Annotated in this window: 21 protein-coding genes; 15 read left to right on the forward strand and 6 right to left on the reverse strand. The window is 36.8% G+C overall.

The features are described from left to right. Nucleotides 1-25 precede the first annotated feature (25 nt). Together ACTQ45_RS01240 and ACTQ45_RS01245 are read left to right on the forward strand one after the other, a co-directional pair. Nucleotides 26-1519 carry a hypothetical protein gene (locus tag ACTQ45_RS01240; RefSeq protein ID WP_441762738.1) on the forward strand — a complete coding sequence of 498 codons (1494 nt, stop codon included), beginning with the start codon at nt 26-28 and terminating at the stop codon, nt 1517-1519. Between the two features lie 120 nt (nt 1520-1639). Next, the gene (locus ACTQ45_RS01245) at nt 1640-2317 is read left to right on the forward strand and encodes a DUF554 domain-containing protein (RefSeq protein ID WP_441750109.1); all 678 of its coding nucleotides are present in this window, start codon (nt 1640-1642) and stop codon (nt 2315-2317) included. 170 nt (nt 2318-2487) lie between these two features. On the opposite strand, the gene ACTQ45_RS01250 is transcribed toward ACTQ45_RS01245, so the two are convergent. The 6 genes from ACTQ45_RS01250 to ACTQ45_RS01275 form a co-directional block, all read right to left on the reverse strand. Continuing rightward, the gene (locus ACTQ45_RS01250; protein WP_441762739.1) at nt 2488-2607 is read right to left on the reverse strand and encodes an IS3 family transposase; all 120 of its coding nucleotides are present in this window, start codon (nt 2605-2607) and stop codon (nt 2488-2490) included. 6 nt (nt 2608-2613) lie between these two features. Next, nucleotides 2614-2910, reverse strand: a complete 297-nt coding sequence (locus ACTQ45_RS01255) for a DDE-type integrase/transposase/recombinase (protein WP_441762740.1) — start codon at nt 2908-2910, stop codon at nt 2614-2616. A 21-nt stretch (nt 2911-2931) separates the two neighbouring features. Further along, nucleotides 2932-3141 (reverse strand): transposase, encoded by a 210-nt coding sequence (locus ACTQ45_RS01260; protein WP_441763018.1) that lies wholly within the window; start codon nt 3139-3141, stop codon nt 2932-2934. Continuing rightward, nucleotides 3142-3393 carry a hypothetical protein gene (locus ACTQ45_RS01265; protein ID WP_441762741.1) on the reverse strand — a complete coding sequence of 84 codons (252 nt, stop codon included), beginning with the start codon at nt 3391-3393 and terminating at the stop codon, nt 3142-3144. 606 nt (nt 3394-3999) lie between these two features. Beyond that, nucleotides 4000-4656: a type 1 glutamine amidotransferase gene (locus ACTQ45_RS01270; RefSeq protein WP_441750112.1), complete on the reverse strand. Its 657-nt coding sequence runs from the start codon at nt 4654-4656 to the stop codon at nt 4000-4002. Between the two features lie 60 nt (nt 4657-4716). Next, the gene (locus ACTQ45_RS01275; protein WP_441750113.1) at nt 4717-6051 is read right to left on the reverse strand and encodes a MurT ligase domain-containing protein; all 1335 of its coding nucleotides are present in this window, start codon (nt 6049-6051) and stop codon (nt 4717-4719) included. A gap of 311 nt (nt 6052-6362) precedes the next feature. On the opposite strand from ACTQ45_RS01275, the gene ACTQ45_RS01280 reads away from it, so the two are divergent. The 13 genes from ACTQ45_RS01280 to atpA all read left to right on the forward strand — a co-directional run bounded on the left by ACTQ45_RS01280 (nt 6363) and on the right by atpA (nt 18587). Continuing rightward, the gene (locus tag ACTQ45_RS01280; RefSeq protein ID WP_441750114.1) at nt 6363-6935 is read left to right on the forward strand and encodes a thymidine kinase; all 573 of its coding nucleotides are present in this window, start codon (nt 6363-6365) and stop codon (nt 6933-6935) included. A 44-nt stretch (nt 6936-6979) separates the two neighbouring features. Continuing rightward, nucleotides 6980-8059: a peptide chain release factor 1 gene (prfA, locus tag ACTQ45_RS01285; RefSeq protein WP_441750115.1), complete on the forward strand. Its 1080-nt coding sequence runs from the start codon at nt 6980-6982 to the stop codon at nt 8057-8059. After that, nucleotides 8043-8897 (forward strand): peptide chain release factor N(5)-glutamine methyltransferase, encoded by an 855-nt coding sequence (prmC, locus tag ACTQ45_RS01290; protein ID WP_441750116.1) that lies wholly within the window; start codon nt 8043-8045, stop codon nt 8895-8897. Before prfA ends, prmC begins: the two co-directional genes overlap by 17 nt. A gap of 24 nt (nt 8898-8921) precedes the next feature. Beyond that, nucleotides 8922-9968 (forward strand): L-threonylcarbamoyladenylate synthase, encoded by a 1047-nt coding sequence (locus ACTQ45_RS01295; protein ID WP_441763019.1) that lies wholly within the window; start codon nt 8922-8924, stop codon nt 9966-9968. A 33-nt stretch (nt 9969-10001) separates the two neighbouring features. Continuing rightward, nucleotides 10002-11225: a serine hydroxymethyltransferase gene (glyA, locus tag ACTQ45_RS01300; RefSeq protein ID WP_441750117.1), complete on the forward strand. Its 1224-nt coding sequence runs from the start codon at nt 10002-10004 to the stop codon at nt 11223-11225. A 37-nt stretch (nt 11226-11262) separates the two neighbouring features. Further along, nucleotides 11263-11901: a uracil phosphoribosyltransferase gene (gene upp, locus ACTQ45_RS01305; protein WP_441762742.1), complete on the forward strand. Its 639-nt coding sequence runs from the start codon at nt 11263-11265 to the stop codon at nt 11899-11901. A gap of 140 nt (nt 11902-12041) precedes the next feature. Then, nucleotides 12042-13337 carry a hydroxymethylglutaryl-CoA reductase, degradative gene (locus ACTQ45_RS01310; protein WP_441750119.1) on the forward strand — a complete coding sequence of 432 codons (1296 nt, stop codon included), beginning with the start codon at nt 12042-12044 and terminating at the stop codon, nt 13335-13337. 147 nt (nt 13338-13484) lie between these two features. Continuing rightward, nucleotides 13485-14684, forward strand: coding sequence for a hydroxymethylglutaryl-CoA synthase (locus tag ACTQ45_RS01315; protein ID WP_441762743.1), 1200 nt, complete (start codon nt 13485-13487; stop codon nt 14682-14684). A gap of 459 nt (nt 14685-15143) precedes the next feature. Beyond that, a complete protein-coding gene (atpB, locus tag ACTQ45_RS01320; RefSeq protein WP_441762744.1) occupies nt 15144-15860 on the forward strand; it encodes a F0F1 ATP synthase subunit A in 717 nt (238 codons plus the stop codon). Nucleotides 15861-15885: 25 nt separating this feature from the next. Continuing rightward, the gene (atpE, locus tag ACTQ45_RS01325) at nt 15886-16098 is read left to right on the forward strand and encodes a F0F1 ATP synthase subunit C (protein WP_441750123.1); all 213 of its coding nucleotides are present in this window, start codon (nt 15886-15888) and stop codon (nt 16096-16098) included. A gap of 28 nt (nt 16099-16126) precedes the next feature. Next, nucleotides 16127-16633 (forward strand): F0F1 ATP synthase subunit B, encoded by a 507-nt coding sequence (gene atpF, locus ACTQ45_RS01330; protein ID WP_441750124.1) that lies wholly within the window; start codon nt 16127-16129, stop codon nt 16631-16633. Beyond that, entirely contained in the window at nt 16633-17067 is a 435-nt protein-coding gene (locus ACTQ45_RS01335) for a F0F1 ATP synthase subunit delta (protein WP_441750125.1), read from the forward strand. Before atpF ends, ACTQ45_RS01335 begins: the two co-directional genes overlap by 1 nt. A gap of 35 nt (nt 17068-17102) precedes the next feature. Then, nucleotides 17103-18587 carry a F0F1 ATP synthase subunit alpha gene (gene atpA / locus ACTQ45_RS01340; protein ID WP_441750758.1) on the forward strand — a complete coding sequence of 495 codons (1485 nt, stop codon included), beginning with the start codon at nt 17103-17105 and terminating at the stop codon, nt 18585-18587. Nucleotides 18588-18601 lie beyond the last annotated feature (14 nt).

Raw genomic sequence — 18601 nt, forward strand, 5'->3', positions numbered from 1 at the left:
AAGAAAGGTTTTAGTTAAAAGTTCCATGTTATTATTTAGTGCATTCTTTCTAGTGGGTTGCGATTCATTTGGCAATACCTATGATGATTTTATTCAAAATAGCGCAAGCGAAATTGAGCAGTCTAGTCAGCTAACACAAATTAGAAGTGATGAGTTAGTAGAATCCGAAGTAGAAGCAGGCGTAGATGAGTTTGTCGATACGCGTTTAGTGCCAGAACAAAGCATGGTAGAAAGTGCGCTTTTATCAAGAGAAGATATAAGCTTTGGAGAACCTATCTTTTCAATACAGGAGAGATTCGTACAAAAGCAACAAACATTTGAAGTGTCGATTGATAGTTTTCAGATGTTTGCAGTCGAAGATTATGATGCGACACTTGAAAATGAATTTAATTTTGATAATAATGACGCATCTATTATTTTAATGCACGCGACAATAACGAACACATCCAATGAAACCTTTTATTTCCCAATTGAAGAGTTAAGATTGTCCTATCCTTCCGCAACGATTCACACCTATCCAAGCGCTGCTCTTTATCCTATGGAAAGTGGGAATTTGGCAGATATTTTACTGGCTAATTCTGGGGAGATGGCACCACAAACGGCTGTAGAAGGTTTCTTAGTTTATGGTGTGGGTGGCGAAGCAACTAAAGACATTATGGATTTAGAAAGTTTCTACTTAACAGTAGTTCCTCCACGTCAAAACTTAAGTCAAATTGTTGGCTTAGGTTCTAATCCTTTAGGAGAAGAGCTGCCTTTATATTTGCCTACTACTGGGGAAACGGCAGAACAACTATTATTGAATATGACTTATATTCAAGATCGCATTACCACAGAAATGTGGGGAACGAAGGAAATTGTGGCAGCTCAACAATTGGATAAGACTGAAAGGATTGATGAAGGGATTAGCGTCACATTGAAACGGATCGAAGTATCAGAGTTTGAACCCGATGAAGAGTACGAAGAAGCCTTTCAATACTTTATGTATGGCCAAATGATTGTGTCAATCGAATATGAAGTGACAAACGAGTCTGACTACGATGTTTTGCCAATTGATGGCTCTGCGAGTTTAGTCATTAATGGTGATGAGATTAGAGATGACTATATATTAATCAACGAGTTGTATGGCAAGTCATTGAAGCCAGGACAAAGCTACACAGTTGTGAAATCATTTGCTTTAGATAAAATGAGCTATGCTGAAAATTGGCAAGGAAATGATTATTATATTAGTGTAACAATTCCTATTGATGACACTTCAGCTGATAGTCGTCTAGAAGCGAGTGATTTGATAAAGGAAGACGAAGATCCAACCTTGGAAGCTGATGAAGCGAGTGATTTTATGGAAACTGCTCTAACAGAATTTTTCTTTGAATTTACTTGGACGCCTGAACTAACAGCCTTTATAGATGATGAAATGAATTTAATTAGCCAAGAAGAGTGGCAAAAGATACAAGCTACTAATGAAGAATCATCCGAGGAAGAAACGCCTGACGAGTCAATTGAAAGCTCTGAAGAAGAGTAACATTAAAAATAAGTGATCATTCAGTCAAAATACTGGAAATTAGAGACGTAAACTCTAGTTTTCAGTATTTTGTTATTGTATAGTTATTGATATCAAATATTAAGATAGGGAGGTTAACAGATGGGGGCAATTGTTAACGCGCTAGCGATTGTGGTTTGTGGCTTAATTGGTTTGTTTTTTAATGCAGGAATACCTGAACGGTTTCATGAGAGGTTGATGCAGGGGATTGCTTTGTGTGTGGTTACTTTAGGAATAAATGGTGCAATCCAAGGAAAAGAAACGATTATTATGATTTTATCGATTGTAATTGGCATTTTGATAGGTGAAGGCTTAGACTTTGATCGTAAATTAACGAAGGGTGTTCAAAAATTAGAAGCTAAAGTTCAACATTTGGACCATTTTAAAAATTTAGGCCAAGGTTTTATAAGTGCTTCTTTAATTTTCTGTGTCGGATCAATGGCGATTTTAGGCTCGCTTGAAAGTGGTTTAACTGGTGATAATACAACGCTTTATACAAAGAGTATTCTGGATGGAATCACGTCAATTTTATTAGCCTCTTCGTTAGGAGCGGGCGTTTTGTTATCGAGTTTGCCTGTTTTGATAATCCAAGGAAGTATTACACTTTTTGCTTTTGTATTAGAACCATTATTACCAACAGCGGTTATTATAGAAGTAATCTGTGTAGGCTCAATTCTTCTAATTGGTCTAGGATTGAATATGATTGGTTTAACCAAATTAAAAATCCTTAATTTTACACCAGCAATCTTTCTACCAATTCTATTTATGATGTTTATCTAAGAGTAAAAGCTTCTATTTGCTCTTGTTAATTTTCACTATCTTTATAATAAAACATGACTACATAAAAACACCCTCAACGATATGTCGCTGAACTACTCCCTGTCAAGTAGACAGGTAATTAAACAAAATATTTGTGCCATGTATGCTGTCTTATCATACATGGTATTTTTTTATGCCGGTATCTTTAATCCCATGCTCAGTGTGACTCGCTTGCTGTTGTAGAAGTCAATATAATCTTTGATATCAGACTCTAACTGTTCAAAAGTCTCATAACCATTCAAAAGTCTCATAATCATTCAAAAGACACATTTGCCCACTCTCGACATACTCTGAATAACTTGATGTTCATCCGCGAAATGTTTGAAGCTGTGTGACGGATATTGAAAGCCACGATCACTATGGATGAGTGTTTTAGTTGCTTTAATTCTATCCTCAATTTGACTGACTGACTCTCGAACTAATTCATTATTATTATGTTTAGAGAGTTTGAATGTCACAATTATCTTTTCGCCATAATCTAGGATGACACTTAGATAAACTTTTGCTTGAGTCCCGTACTTAAACTCTGTGACACCTGTTAATAGGACTTCCATCGGCTGATAGTCTTTTTGGTATTATCTATTCAGTCTGTTTTCAGCCACATGGGATGGAGAATGAGGTTTATAATTGTAACGTTTGCGAGGGATGACAACTTTTAATCCCAATAGATGCATCAATCGTTGAACACATTTAAGGTTGAATTTAGCGTTAAGAAAATGATTTAAATAGATCGTTATACTATGGTATCCATAAATACCTTTCTGCTCTTCATAAACTTTAATAATCTATTTAATCAGCTGTCTTAGACGATTTTCAGAGGCGGTTGGTTTTCGTTTTAGCCATTTATAGTCACTCGAACGGCTGATGCCTAAGATTTCACATAAATGCGCTACTTTGTATCCTTCTTTTTTGAGTTTTTTTGACCGTTTGATAGTCTGCTTCATACCGCGTTTGCGTAACATCAACTCTCTTTCCATTTCTTTTAACTTTTTTAGCGTAGCATTCTCTGATTCTAGGGACTCATTTCGTGCTTTCAATGCGGCATTTTCAGCGTGTATTCTTTCAGTTTCAGTTTGAATAGCATCTGGTTTCCCACGACCACGTCCATCAATCCGTCTGTCAGGGCTATGTTTCTTGTACTTCTGTCTCCATGAATAGACTTTATTGTAAGAACTTGATACTTTTCAGCCGTTTTTTTTATAAGATAAGTCGTTGGCAAGACAGTCTTTAAAGCTCTCAATTTTTTCTGCTTGTGTTATTTTTTATCTTTCATGGTATACGCCACGGGTTTCGGAGCATAATTCCTCATTTCTTCCCCTCTAGTATACTTCAGTATCCAAATTCTAACAGTTGCATGAGATGGAATGTAATATAGTCGAGCCAAGTGTTTGATAGGAATCCCTTTAATAATGTGTTCATTCACGACCGTTAGTATAAAGTCTTTACTATAGTGAGTGTTCTTTAATTTTGATTGATTCTCTTGGTGTCTATGGGTCTGGTACCTTAAGACCATTTCGCGAAACTTTGACTTACCCAATATTAATCCATAATGTTTACTATTTGAACGCATAAAAACTCCCCCTAAAGTAGTTTTACTTTTTCAAGTGTCTACTTTAGGGGGAGCATATCAGCTGAGGGGATTCTTATTTTGCTTCGATTTGTTTTATAACCAAATCGATTAAATGCTGTGCAAGCCATTTGTTACGAACCAGCAATGGTCCGTGAAAATAAGAACCATAGACATTTTTATAATGAAGACCTTCAGTTTGGTCTTTACCATTGTTACCATTTCCTTTAATCACACGACCTAAGGGTTTTAAGGAACCGTCAAGGTAAGTGACACCGTTATGGTTCTCAAAACCAACATAGGTTTGCTGGTTTTCTTCATCATAAATTTCAATGTCACCGATAAAACGATGATTTATTTGTCTTTCGGTATAATGTGGTAGCGCGCCTAAACCTGTAATTTTTTCGCCAGCGGCATTAACATAGTAACGACCTAGTAATTGATAACCACCACAAATTGCTAACATCACACCGTCGTTTTCTATATAGTCTGAAATAGCTTCTTTCATTTTATGGATATCATTAGCGATAATTTTCTGTTCAAAATCTTGACCGCCACCAAAGAATACAATGTCAAAGTCGTCGGCATTGAAGCTATCCTCTAGACTAACTAATGTCGTCTCAACTTCATAACCTTTTTCTTTGGCATAATATTGAATCATTAATAGGTTGCCGTTATCACCGTAAGTATTTAGTAGATTTCCATATAAATGACAAATACGTATTGTTTTCATTGGGTATACCTCGTTTTCTTAACATTATTTATGTTAGTAAGTTCTATTGATTAGTACTATTTATAAGTAGCCTTTATCTTTCAATTTTGTACGCAAATCCAACATCGCAGTATAAGTAGCAAGAATATGTACATAGTCTTGAGATGAATGTTCTATTAAGTTAATAATCTCATCTAAGGATGAAGATTGTGTGATTTTTTCTTCGGGAATACCAGCCACAGTTAATCTTAACGTCATTTCGTCAGCTTTCATACCACCTACGACGACATCTTGAACAGGATAATCAACGACTTGTTCATAATGACCGTCCCAAATCCAACTGACATCAGTTCCATCAGCATAGTGGTTGTTCAATATTGATACAAGCATAAATGGGTTTTTATCGAGTCCGATTAATTCTAATACTTGGTTTAACCCAACTGGATTTTTGACTAAGTTTAATAAAACTTGTTTGCCATTAATATCAATCATTTCTTGTCGGCCAAAGACTCTTTCTGCTTTTGAAAAACCTTTTTCAATTTGTTCAGCATCTGCTCCTAAATATCGTGCCACGCTATAAGCTGCTAAAGCATTATAGATGTTATACAAACCCGCTACTGGAATCGTAAAGGAAAAACCATCGATTTCAAAAGAAGAATGAGTTAATGACAGTTCTTTCACTTGGTTAATAGCGTAATCTAATTCTGGTCGTTTGAAGTCACAATGGCCACAATAGTATTTACCAAGATTCGCATAGGTTAATTGATGATACTTCAAAATATTATGACAATTAGGACAGAGTATTCCGTCTGTATTATAGTGTGGTTCAACGTCGTGATCACTTTGATGATTGAAGCCAAAAAACAGTTGCTTGTTCGGTAAAGAAACAGAATTGAATAATGGAGAATCAGCATTTGCTAATACAGTAGCAGACGGAACTGCTTTAGCTGCATCGGCCATGAGTTCGTAGATTGAATAGATTTCTCCGTAACGATCCATTTGATCACGGAAAACATTCGTGTGTACAAACAGTTCAGGTTTTAACGCTTTAACTACATGCTTTAGTGACCCTTCATCAACTTCAAGCACGGCGACACCTCTTTCACCCGCTTTAAGTTTAGGTGCTGTAAGAAATGTGCTTACAATTCCTTGTTGCATATTAGAACCGGTCGGGTTTGTCAGTACTTGTGGGTACTTTTCCTGTAAAGCATGAACGGTTAGGGCAGTTGTTAATGTTTTTCCATTGGTTCCTGTAATCACGACAACATCGTAATTCTGTGCCAGAGAGTCGAGTATATTGGGATCAATCATTGTAGCAATTTTACCAGGTAAACTACTGCCACCACGAGTGAAGGTTGTTAAGCCCCAACGAACGAAACGGCCAACATTGCTTGCTAATTTACTTTTTAATGTCATTATATATTGCTCCTTTTAAAGAGTGAGGCTTGTGTCAGCCACAGTCTAAGATTTACCATAAATATCTTTATGCAGTAATAGTATTTTAGCAAGCAATCGAATCAATTGAAAGCACAAGAAAGCACTGTTAAGAAAATGTCAGAAAAAATCACAGAGGATGTTCGCTTTTATTCAAAGAGCAAATGACCTTATATAAGGTTAATCAAAAAATAATAAGAGTATCATTGACTAAAATCATCAATTATTCTAATATGGATAGTTGAGTAAGTCTACTTAAAGTAGAAAAATTAAAGTTAGGAGCACAATGTTTTATGGCACAATTTTATTTTAAATATGGCGCAATGAATAGTGGTAAATCAATAGAAATACTCAAGGTTGCCCATAATTATGAAGAACAAAACAAAGCAGTTCAAATCTTTACTAGTGCGATAGATGTGCGTTCTGGCGTAGGGATGGTTGCAAGCCGCATTGGCTTTGAAAGAGAAGCTATTGCGATAACAGAAGATATGAACGTGTATGATACAATTGCCCAATTAAAGACGCCTTTATATTGTATTCTAATTGATGAGGCACAATTCTTAACAAAAGAACATGTGTTGCAATTAGCAAGAGTTGTCGATGAATTGAACATTCCGGTAATGGCATTTGGTTTAAAAAATGATTTTGTCAACGATTTGTTTGAAGGGACGAAATACCTTTTACTCTATGCAGACAAGATTGAAGAAATCAAAACAATCTGTTGGTTTTGTCATAAAAAAGCGACAATGAATTTACGCTTTTCAAATGGACAGCCTGTTTATGAAGGTGAGCAGATTCAAATAGGTGGTAACGAGTCTTACGTACCTGTTTGTCGTAAATGTTATAAGAACCCTGGAACGATTTAACTATTTTATTGTAAACCACTGAATTTTGAAAAGGAGTGATATTGATGTTTGAACAATTAGATACCTTAATTTTTCGATTTGATGAGATTCATGAGCTATTGAGTGATCCTGAGGTAATATCAAATACGAATCGATTGCGTGAATTGACAATCGAAGAAGCGGATTTACGACCTAAAGTCGAAAAAATCAAAAACTATAAGAGTGTTAACCAAGGAATTGCGGATACAGAAGAGATGTTGAATGAGGGCCTTGATAGTGAAATGGCAGAATTAGCTAAGATGGAATTAGCTGATTTAAAAGAACAACGTATCGTACTAGAAGAAGAAATCAAAGTGATGATGTTACCCGAAGACCCTAATGATGGTAAAAACATTATTATGGAAATTCGTGGTGCAGCAGGTGGAGATGAAGCTCAGCTGTTTGCAGGTGATTTATTAAATATGTATACACACTATGCTGATGCACAAGGGTGGAGAGTAGAAGTTTTGGATGCTAATATTACTGGAATTGGTGGTTACAAAGAAGTCACCCTAATGATTACTGGTAGTAAAGTGTATTCTAAATTGAAGTATGAAAACGGTGCTCACCGAGTTCAACGAGTACCTGAAACAGAATCTCAAGGACGCGTGCATACATCAACTGCTACAGTGGTTGTTATGCCAGAAGCAGAAGAGATTGATTTTAATTTAGATGACAATGACATCCGTGTAGATATTTATCATGCCAGTGGGGCAGGCGGACAACACGTTAACAAGACTGCGTCAGCGGTCCGTTTAACGCATATCCCTACAAACACAGTTGTTGCTATGCAGGATGAGCGTTCACAGCTAAAAAACCGCGAGAAAGCGATGAAGATTTTACTTGCACGCGTTTATGACAAAGTTCACTCAGCAGCTCAAGCAGAGTTTGATGCGAGCCGTAAACTTGCCGTAGGGACTGGGGATCGTTCAGAAAGAATCCGAACATATAATTTCCCTCAAAACCGAGTGACCGATCACCGTATCGGTTTAACGATCCAACAATTAGACTCTATATTAGGTGGTAAATTAGATGAGATTGTAGATGCTTTAGTGTTATATGATCAGACTCAAAAGTTGGAGGAATTGAATGGACCGCAAGTCTAGTCTAACCTTGATTGAAGCTCAGAAAAGAGCTTCAATTTTTTTGGAAGCAAACGGCTTTGATGGGCAACTGGCTCGTTTCTACTGGCTTTCATTGTTTGATTGGAGTTTAACGGACTATATACTTAAACTTCATCAACCAATCCTAAAATCCGAAGAAGAAAAGTATCAAAAGGCTTTAAACAGGGTTGTCCAACATGAGCCTATTCAATATATAGCCGGCTATGCTGAGTTTATGAATGAACGATTTAAAGTCACGATGGATACACTTATTCCTCGTGAAGATACAGCTGGTTTAGTTGAACTGGCCTATGTTTTTTTAAATAATCAGCCAACAGCGAGTGTTTTGGACATCGGGACAGGAACAGGCATTATACCTATAATGTTAGCCAAAAAATACCCTGATGCTGATATCATGGCGTGTGATATTAGTCCGTCTGCCTTACAAATTGCAGAAATCAACCGGGAACAGCATCAAGTATCTATCGAATTTTTAGAAAGTGATTTATTTGCACAAATAAACACCGAGCAAACATTTGATTTGATACTGTCTAATCCACCTTATATTTCTGAAGAGGAGCTTGACTGGATGGATGAAAGCGTGAAGCGGTTTGAACCGACCTCCGCTTTGTTCGCTGAAAACAAGGGTTTAGCCATTTATCAAAGGATAGCAGTTGAGTGCCAACCTTTTATTCACGAAAAAAGCCTTATTATCTTAGAGGTAGGATTTCGTCAAGCTGAAACGGTAAGCCAGATATTTAAGCAACACTTTCCAAACGCAACAGTTACCATTAATCAAGATTTTAATTTACACAATCGTTACGTTAGTATTCAACTTTGAAAGAGGGGTGGTAAAGTGGACAATATGCAAATGGAAGATTCTAATTGTGGACAGGACACGCAAATCTTTGACCTTCATAATCTGAAGGCTGCTGCAGCTTTACTTAAGGCGGGGGAATTGGTTGCTTTTCCAACAGAAACTGTCTTTGGTTTAGGTGCGATAGCAAACAATGAACAAGCCGTGAGTAAAGTCTTTAAAGCTAAAGGTAGACCGAGTGATAATCCTTTAATTGTGCATGTTAGTCAAATAAGTCAAGTTCATGACACCGTTTCTGAAGTAAATGAGTTGTCGAAACGTTTAATGGAGGAATTCTGGCCGGGGCCATTGACCATAATTTTCCCTCTAAAAGATAAAGTGTTCGCACCAAGTGTTACACCCGGTAAGCAGACTGTCGCAATGAGAATGCCTCGTCAACTTGAAACGTTATTGCTGATTGATATGGTAGGTTTTCCTTTAGTTGGACCTAGTGCTAACTTATCTGGAAAGCCCAGTCCAACGACTGCCGAGCATGTTTTGCATGATTTTAATGGGAAAATTGCAGGAGTCATTAAAAGTCGAACAACTACTGCAGAAATAGGCGTTGAATCAACCGTTGTACTGGCTGAGGAGAATCGAATTGTCATCCTAAGACCTGGAGCTGTGACCCGAAACATGCTTGAGAAAATTGCCCCCGTTATAGAAATGACTGCAAGTCAACAACTTGAAAATCAGAAGATTCAATCACCGGGCGTGAAATATTTGCATTACAGTCCACAGCAACCAGTCTATCTTTTGCCACATACTTATTCAGATCAAGATTGGATGATGGAAATCAATAAACGTAGTGAACGTATTGGCCTATTGGCAGATAATGATATATTAGCTTGCTGTCAAAAAAATAAAAATGTTTATAGTTCGTATTCTTTAGGAGAGAGTGGAGATATTGCTTCTGCAACCCGTCAACTCTATGCTGGACTACGTTTTCTCGAACAATCAAATTGCGACATTATATTCGCCCAAGCTTTCTCAGATGCAGATGATAGTCACGCTTACATGAATCGTCTCACAAAAGCCTCGAATTATATGCTATAATAATTAAAATTTGAATAAGGGGGCAACGTCTCTATGCCAAGCAAACAGGATCTAATTTTTGATGTTATTCAACAAGAAGAAGTACGCCAAACTGAAGGAATTGAATTAATCGCTTCAGAAAATTTTGTCTCACCCGCCGTTCTAAAAGCTCAAGGAAGTGTATTAACCAATAAATACGCTGAAGGTTACCCTGGTCGCCGTTACTACGGTGGTTGTGAATTTGTGGATATTATTGAACAAGAAGCAATCGACAGAGCTAAGAAATTATTTGGTGCTGAATTTGCCAATGTTCAACCTCACTCGGGTTCTTCTGCAAACCTAGCAGTTTATCGAGCCTTTCTTGAAGTGGGTGACCGAGTATTAGGGATGGATTTATCACAAGGTGGTCATTTAACACACGGTTCACCTGTAAACTTTAGTGGTCAATCTTATGAAATGTACAGTTATGGTCTTGACCCTGAAACTCAGTTAATTGATTACGATCAGTTAGAACGATTAGCTCAAGAGTGTCAACCTAAAATGATTATTGCTGGAGCTAGCGCTTATTCAAGAGCAATCGATTTTGAACGAATTGGTGAAATTGCCAAAAAAGTAAATGCAATCTACTTCGTTGATATGGCTCATATTGCTGGTTTAGTAGCTGCCGGTGAACACCAGAATCCAGTTGCGTACGCCGATGTTGTCACAACGACTACTCATAAAACACTTCGCGGACCACGCGGAGGAATTATCTTAGCTAAAAAAGAACATGCTAAGAAAATCAATAGTGCCGTTTTCCCTGGCATTCAAGGGGGACCTTTGGAGCATGTTATTGCAGCAAAAGCTGTTGCCTTAGGTGAGGCTTTGGAAGATAGTTTTAAAGACTATGCCAAACAAGTCATAAAAAACGCCCAAGCGATGGTTGAGGTGTTTTTAGAAAGTCCAGTAAACATCATTTCTGGTGGAACTGATAATCATCTATTTTTATTAGATGTCACACCTTTAAATATTACTGGAAAATGGGCTCAAGAACGATTAGATCAAGTAAGTATGACTGTTAATAAAAACTCTATTCCTGGAGATAAACTTTCATTTATTGAAACTAGTGGGATTAGAATTGGTACGCCAGCGATTACAACGCGCGGATTGAAAGAAGAAGACGCGCGTCAAGTAGCTAAACTTATTTTAAAAGCATTACAAGCAGAAGAAAGTGAATTACCAGAAATAAAAGCACAAGCACAAAAACTTGTTGCTGGTAAGCCACTTCATGCTGAGTAAAAGAAATGATTAATACAAATATCAAGGAGGAATTTTAATGGCAAATTTTACGGTAGTTAACCATCCATTAATTCAACATAAACTGACAATCATTCGTGACAAACACACTTCAACGAAAGCATTTCGTGAGGCTACAAATGAGATAGGAATGTTGATGGCTTATGAAATCACTCGTGATTTACCACTAGAAGACGTAGTGATCGAAACACCACTAGTTGAAAGTACTCAAAAACAATTAGCAGGGAAAAAATTAGCTATCGTTCCAATTCTACGTGCTGGTTTGGGAATGGTTGATGGAATTTTAGATTTAATTCCGTCAGCGCGTGTAGGGCATATTGGCCTTTACCGTGAGCATGTTACTTTAGAAATTGTGGAGTATTTTGTTAAAATGCCTCAAGATATTACAGATAGACGCATTTTCGTAGTTGACCCAATGTTAGCAACAGGTGGTTCAGCAATTGCTGCAATCGATGTTTTGATTAATAAACATAATTGTAAAGCTGAAAACATCACATTTGTCTGCGTGGTTGCAGCACCGGAAGGTATTAAAGCATTACAAGCTGCTCATCCTGGTGTAGCTATTTTTACCGCTGCTCTTGATGAAAGATTAAATGAACAAGGGTATATTTTACCAGGTTTAGGCGATGCTGGAGATCGTATTTTCGGCACAAAATAATATTTTCTAACAAAAACAAGCGAGCAAACTGTGGATTATATATCAGCTTTGTTCGCTTTTTTTATTATCTATGGCATAATATAAAGTGATAAATTATGAGATTATAATTTTAAATATTCTGACAGTAGAGGGGGCTTACAATGAATCAAATATTTGATGGTTTTTATAAAAAAACAGCAGCAGAAAGATTGGAGATTCTTCATGGTTTAGGTTGGTCTAAAATTCGTTTGAATGAAGACGATAATACTGGAATTGAGGAAGTGACAACAGTAGAAGGCGTTCAATTACCAGGAGTGATTGCTAATCAAATGATAGAAAACTATTTATTTAATTATCAATTACCATTAGGCGTCGCAGTGAACTTCATCGTAAATGACATTCCATATTCCGTTCCAATGGTTATTGAAGAACCAAGTGTCATTGCCGCAGCAAGTAATGGTGCAAAAAAACTGGGAAATATTCAAACTGTGATGGAAAAACGTGATGTAATTGGGCAAGTTGTTTTAGCTAATGTGATTGATACAAGAAAAATCGAACAGATTATCATGAGTCATCAAGACGAGTTGTTAAAAGTTGCTCGTTCAGCAAGTCAGAATATGGTCAAACGTGGTGGAGGACCTAGAAACATTTGGACTAAGTCCTATAGCTCACAAGAGACAAATTTTACTACCATTTATTTAAGTTTTAATCCGTGTGAAGCGATGGGAGCGAATGCTCTGAATACGGTTCTTGAGGCAATAACACCCGTTATCGAACGTCTCACTGGACATGACGGCTTAATGAGTATCTTATCGAATTACGCTACAGAAGCAGTTGTAAAAGCCCGCTGTGAGGTACCAATCATTAGTTTACACGCTGATGTGATTGAAGCAGACACAATCGCAAGAAAAATTACGCTAGCTAGTGACTATGCTCAACTTGATCCTTATCGAGCAACCACCCAAAATAAAGGTATAATGAACGGTATTGATGCCGTATTAATCGCCACAGGCAATGACTGGCGAGCGGTAGAAGCTGGCGTACATGCGTATGCAAGTAAATCAGGCCAATATCGCTCCCTTACCCGATGGTTTATAGATCAGGAAACTAATGAGCTAATAGGGGAAATTGAACTACCCTTACAACTTGCTACAGTAGGTGGGACAATATCTGTACATCCAACTGCTCAATGGGCTTTAGGTTTAATGCATCATCCAACAGCAAATGAATTAGCTGAAGTTGTTGCTGCAGTTGGTTTAGCTCAGAACTTTGCAGCAATCCGTGCTTTAGTGACAGAGGGTATTCAAAAAGGGCATATGGCATTGCAAGCACGTAGCTTGGCATTACAAGTAGGAGCAGAACTTACGGAAATTGATGAAGTCGTTCGTCAATTAGGTCATAGTGACATTATGAATAGTACAACTGCCAAGAAAATCTTAGAGGATCTGAGAAAATAATACTTAAACAAGCATTAAACTTTTATTAAAATGAAAGAATTTAACAAATAAACAATGAATTTTATTCTTTAAGTGGTAAAATATTTAATGCGAGCCGCTCATATCATTTGATCGGCATTTAAACTGTAAGTTAGATGGAGGAATGTAATGGATACGAAAGTCGGAATAGATAAATTAAGTGTCTATCTACCACACTTTTATCTTGAAATGGATGAATTAGCGAAAGCGCGTGGAGCTGAGGTTGAAAAATATACGATTGGAATAGGACAGAATAAAATGGCTGTTCCAACGATTCAAGAAGATATTATTGCTTTAGGAGCGAATGCTGCTAATTTAATTCTTGATGACGAGGATAAGACAACAATCGATCAAGTGATATTTGCTACTGAATCAAGTTTTGATTTTTCAAAAGCTGCCAGTACTTATATTCACGAGTTATTAGAGATTCAACCTTTTGCAAAATCATTTGAAGTAAAAGAAGCTTGTTATGCTGCGACGGCAGCACTTCAAATGGCTTGTGATTATGTTAGATTGAGACCTGATCGTAAGGTATTAGTTATTTCGGCTGATGAATCTCGTTATGGTTTAGGAACTGCTGGAGAACCAACTCAAGGAGCGGGTGCCATTGCGATGTTGATCAGTGCAAATCCTCAAATCTTTGCTATTGATATGGATAGTATTAGTATTACGGATAATCAATTTGATTTTTGGCGACCAAGTTATTCGGAGTTTGCCATGGTAGAGGGGAGTTTCTCAACGGAGTTATATCAAGATATATTCAAACGAGTGATGTCACAATTAGAAGAGACCGATCCCGAAAAATTGAGTCAAATTAAAGCGATGACTTTCCATTTACCATTTACAAAAATGGGTCGAAAAGCATTGAGTAGCTATGAGTCTCAAGAGAAATCAGTCTTTACAAAAGAAGATAAAACAGAATTGTTAAAACAGTGGAATGGTCATTTTGAAAACAGTGCGCGATTAAACCGAGAAGTAGGTAATATTTACACTGGCTCACTATTTTTGAGCTTCCTTTCATTATTATTATTCTCTGAAGATATTCAAAGTGGCGATAAAGTAGGTCTGTTTAGTTATGGATCAGGAGCCGTAGCTGAATTATTAACTGGAACGATTCAAGAGCACTACTTAACAGCTTTGAAAAAAGAGTCAGTGATTCAACAGTTTAATCAAAGAGAAGCTATAACAATTGATCAGTATGAGCAATTCTATAATGAATTGCTTCCAGCAGACGATAAAAAACACATCATTGCTGATTCTACAAAAGAAGAAGGCTTCTACTTGTCAGAAGTAGACGCTCATCGTCGCTATTATAAATATCGCAATTAATGACATAGAACCAAAAAACTCACTTTGTGATACCTACGGTATTTTCAAAGTGAGTTTTTTTTAGCACTCTCAAGATAATCTTTGAGCAATTGTTTATGTTTAATTGTCAGAATATGTCAAAAAATTGAAAAATAAAAGTAGTTTATCAATTATTAATAATATTAAAAAATATAAAAACTCGCTTATTTATTCACTGATAAGTATTGCATGATTAAGTTAAAGTAGCTGTTTTTAGCGTGTTGATAAAAATGAAAGTAATAAAAATATTTACGGAACAATATCGTTGGTTTTGTCAAAAAAATATTTTTTTTGAAACTGAAAGCGATAACGAAATTTGAATTGGCTTTAGCAAAGTGCTAGAATGAATATCGCAAGTCAGTGGCTAAGAATTTAAGTTAACTAGTTCATTATCTAACTAATAATGCTTAACCATAAATAAAGATGAAAGAAGGTTTAAATGTGGAAGAAACACGCATAATTAATGTGTTGGGCTTGTCAATCGGCATGAACACATTCATTGCATTAGTAGCCACGATTATTTTGATTTGGGTCTTCTGTTTTGTAAGTACGCGAAACTTATCAGTAGACAATCCAAGTAAGGCACAACTATTGCTAGAGTGGGTGCTGGATTTCGTTCGTGGACTCGTAGGTGGTGCGATTTCCGATTCGAAAGTACAAATGTACAACTTACTTGGTATGACGTTGCTTTTATTCGTCTTCGTATCAAATATGATTGGTCTTGGGTTTATTCTTACAGTGGATCACTATTCATTGTGGAAAAGTCCGACGGCAGATCCTATCGTTTGTTTGGCCTTAGCTTTAATCATGATTATCATGTCACACTTTTTGGGTGTGGATAAACTTGGTTTTAAGAAATACGTAGTCATAGGTTATATGCAACCCTCACCGATAATGTTCCCTATTAAAATAATTGAAGAGTTTACTAACACATTGACGTTAGCACTTCGTTTATACGGAAATATTTTCGCTGGAGAAGTTTTATTAGGATTAATTGCACAAATGGGAGGCATTTTCTTCCCGGTCACTTGGGTCATTGGTGTGCCATTACAAATGGTATGGCAAGGGTTTTCGTTGTTTATTGGTGCGATTCAAGCATACATCTTCGTTACTCTTACAATGGTTTATTTATCACACAAAGTTGAAACTGAACATTAATTATTAAGAAAAGGGGTATTTATTTATGGATTCAATCGCCGCAGCAATCGCTGTTTCAATCGCCGCTCTAGGAGCATCAATTGGTAACGGAATGGTAATTTCAAAAACTATCGAGTCTATCGCACGACAACCTGAATTAGAAGGTAAATTAAGAATGACAATGTTCCTTGGTGTAGGTTTAATTGAAGCTATTCCAATTATGGCAGTCGTTATCGCCTTTATTTTGGTCTTTAGATAATAAATAATAATTTGGAGGAGCGATAAGCATGTCGTTTTTAATATTAAATAGTGGCAATACAGCTTTAGGACATACACTGATGACAGTGATTTCATTTATCGTTCTGCTTTTAATTATTCGAAAAGTAGCTTGGGTACCCTTATTGAACATCTTAGAAGAACGTTCAAAGAAAATCCATGACGATATTACGAAGGCAGAAAGTGAAAAAGCAGATAGTTCAGAAGCCAATAGATTGGCTCAAGAAGAATTAAGAAAAGCCAAAGCACAAGCAAGTCAAATCATTTTACAAGCTAAAAAGCAGAGTGTGTTAATTCAAGATTCAATGTTAAACGAAGCGAAAGTAGAAGTTGAACGTTTACATGAAACATCTAAACGTGAAATCGAACTAGAGCGTCGTCGAATCATGCATGAAATGCGTGACGAGATAACAAGCATTTCAATTGAAATGGCTGAAAAGGTATTGAATCGTGAAATTAAGGAAGCTGATCATAGACGATTGGTTGATGATTTTATTCAAAGAATGGATGATTTATAATGATCGAGGATAAAACTGAAGTAACTTCAAGTGACTCATCATCAACGAATTCCAGTTCAATGAGTGAACGAATAGTTGTGAGAGCTAAGTCTCATGAGGATGAATTGTTAAGAAAATTATCATCTGAAAATAGTGCAAGTTCATTGAACAATTTTGGCTTGTTTTCTTCGAATTCACTTGAAGCCTCAGAATCATTAATGATTACGAGTGCTATTGAATTAACAGATGATGAGAAAGAAAGAATCGTTCGCAAGTTCATTAAAACGACTCATAAGCCTTTAAAACGTATAACTACAGTAGTTGACTCAAAAATGCTGTCAGGAATTCGTCTGCAAAGCGAGTCTTTTTATTATGAAATTAGTGGACAGAAAACATTACGTGAATTACAGAGTTATATAGATAAAAGTTGGGTACAGGAGGAGGAGTTGAATTGAAATCTGAAAGATTAGAACAACAACTACGACAACATATTCGACAATTCCAAAATGATGAACATTTTCAAGAAATCGGAACCGTCACATACATTGGTGACGGTATTGCTCGTGCTATAGGTTTAGAGAATGTCATGTCAGGGGAAATGGTAGAATTTGCCAATGGGTCAATTGGTATGGTTCAAAACCTTGAAACTGATGATGTCGGAATTATAATTTTTGGTGAATATATCAATATTCACGAAGGTGATCTAGTTCGTCGTTTAGATAGAATTATGGAGGTTCCTGTTGGCCCAGCTTTACTTGGTCGTGTAGTAAACCCTTTGGGTGAACCAGTCGATGGGTTAGGTGAGTTAGGTTCGACAAAAACTCGTCCGATTGAAGCAGAAGCACCTAGTATTATGGACCGTCAATCCGTTTCTGAACCAATGCAAACAGGGATTAAAGCAATTGATGCTTTAGTACCCATCGGTAGAGGACAACGTGAACTTATTATTGGTGACCGTAAAACAGGGAAAACAACCTTAGCGATTGATACTATAATCAATCAACAAGGCAAAGATGTCATTTGTATTTATGTAGCTATTGGTCAAAAAGAGTCAACGGTTAAAAATATTGTGACGACTTTAGAACAGCATAATGCGATGGATTACACTGTTGTAATGACTGCGAGTGCGTCACAACCAGCACCCTTATTATACTTAGCACCCTATGCAGCTACTGCAATTGGTGAAGAGTTTATGTACAACGGCAAGCATGTCTTAGTTATTTATGACGATTTATCTAAGCAAGCTGCTGCATACCGTGAGATGAGTTTATTATTAAAAAGACCACCAGGCCGTGAAGCGTATCCTGGGGATGTCTTCTATTTACATTCACGGTTGTTAGAACGTTCAGCCAAATTGAATGATGCATTAGGTGGGGGATCGTTGACCTCTTTACCAATCGTTGAAACTCAAGCGGGTGATATTTCAGCTTATATTCCAACGAACGTTATTTCGATAACTGACGGTCAAATCTTCTTAGAAAGTGATTTGTTCTTCGCTGGAGTAAGACCAGCAATTAACGCTGGATTATCAGTTTCACGTGTAGGTGGATCTGCTCAAATTAAACCGATGAAGAAAGTTTCAGGAACCTTGCGTATTGATTTAGCTAGCTACCGAGAATTAGAAGCCTTTTCTCAGTTTGGATCTGATTTAGATCCTCAAACACAAAGGAAATTAAACAGAGGGCGTAGAACAGTGGAAGTACTTAAGCAACCCTTGCATAAGCCAGTAAACGTCGCGCATCAAGTGATTATTTTCTTTGCTTTGACACATGGTTTTTTAGATGCAGTTCCTGTGGATAAAATCAAAGATTATGAACGTGAATTATACCAATTCATGAGCGATCAATATGATGTTGTCTTGAAAGAAATTGTGACCCAACAAATTCTACCCGACGAAGAATTGTTGGAGAGAATCTTAACGGACTTTACTCAACAATTTAATCCAAATACTAGTCGTGCAAACAGCTCACATTAATTAGGAGGAGGGCT

This window comes from Fundicoccus sp. Sow4_D5 (assembly GCF_052116365.1).
Taxonomy (GTDB): Bacteria; Bacillota; Bacilli; order Lactobacillales; family Aerococcaceae; genus Fundicoccus.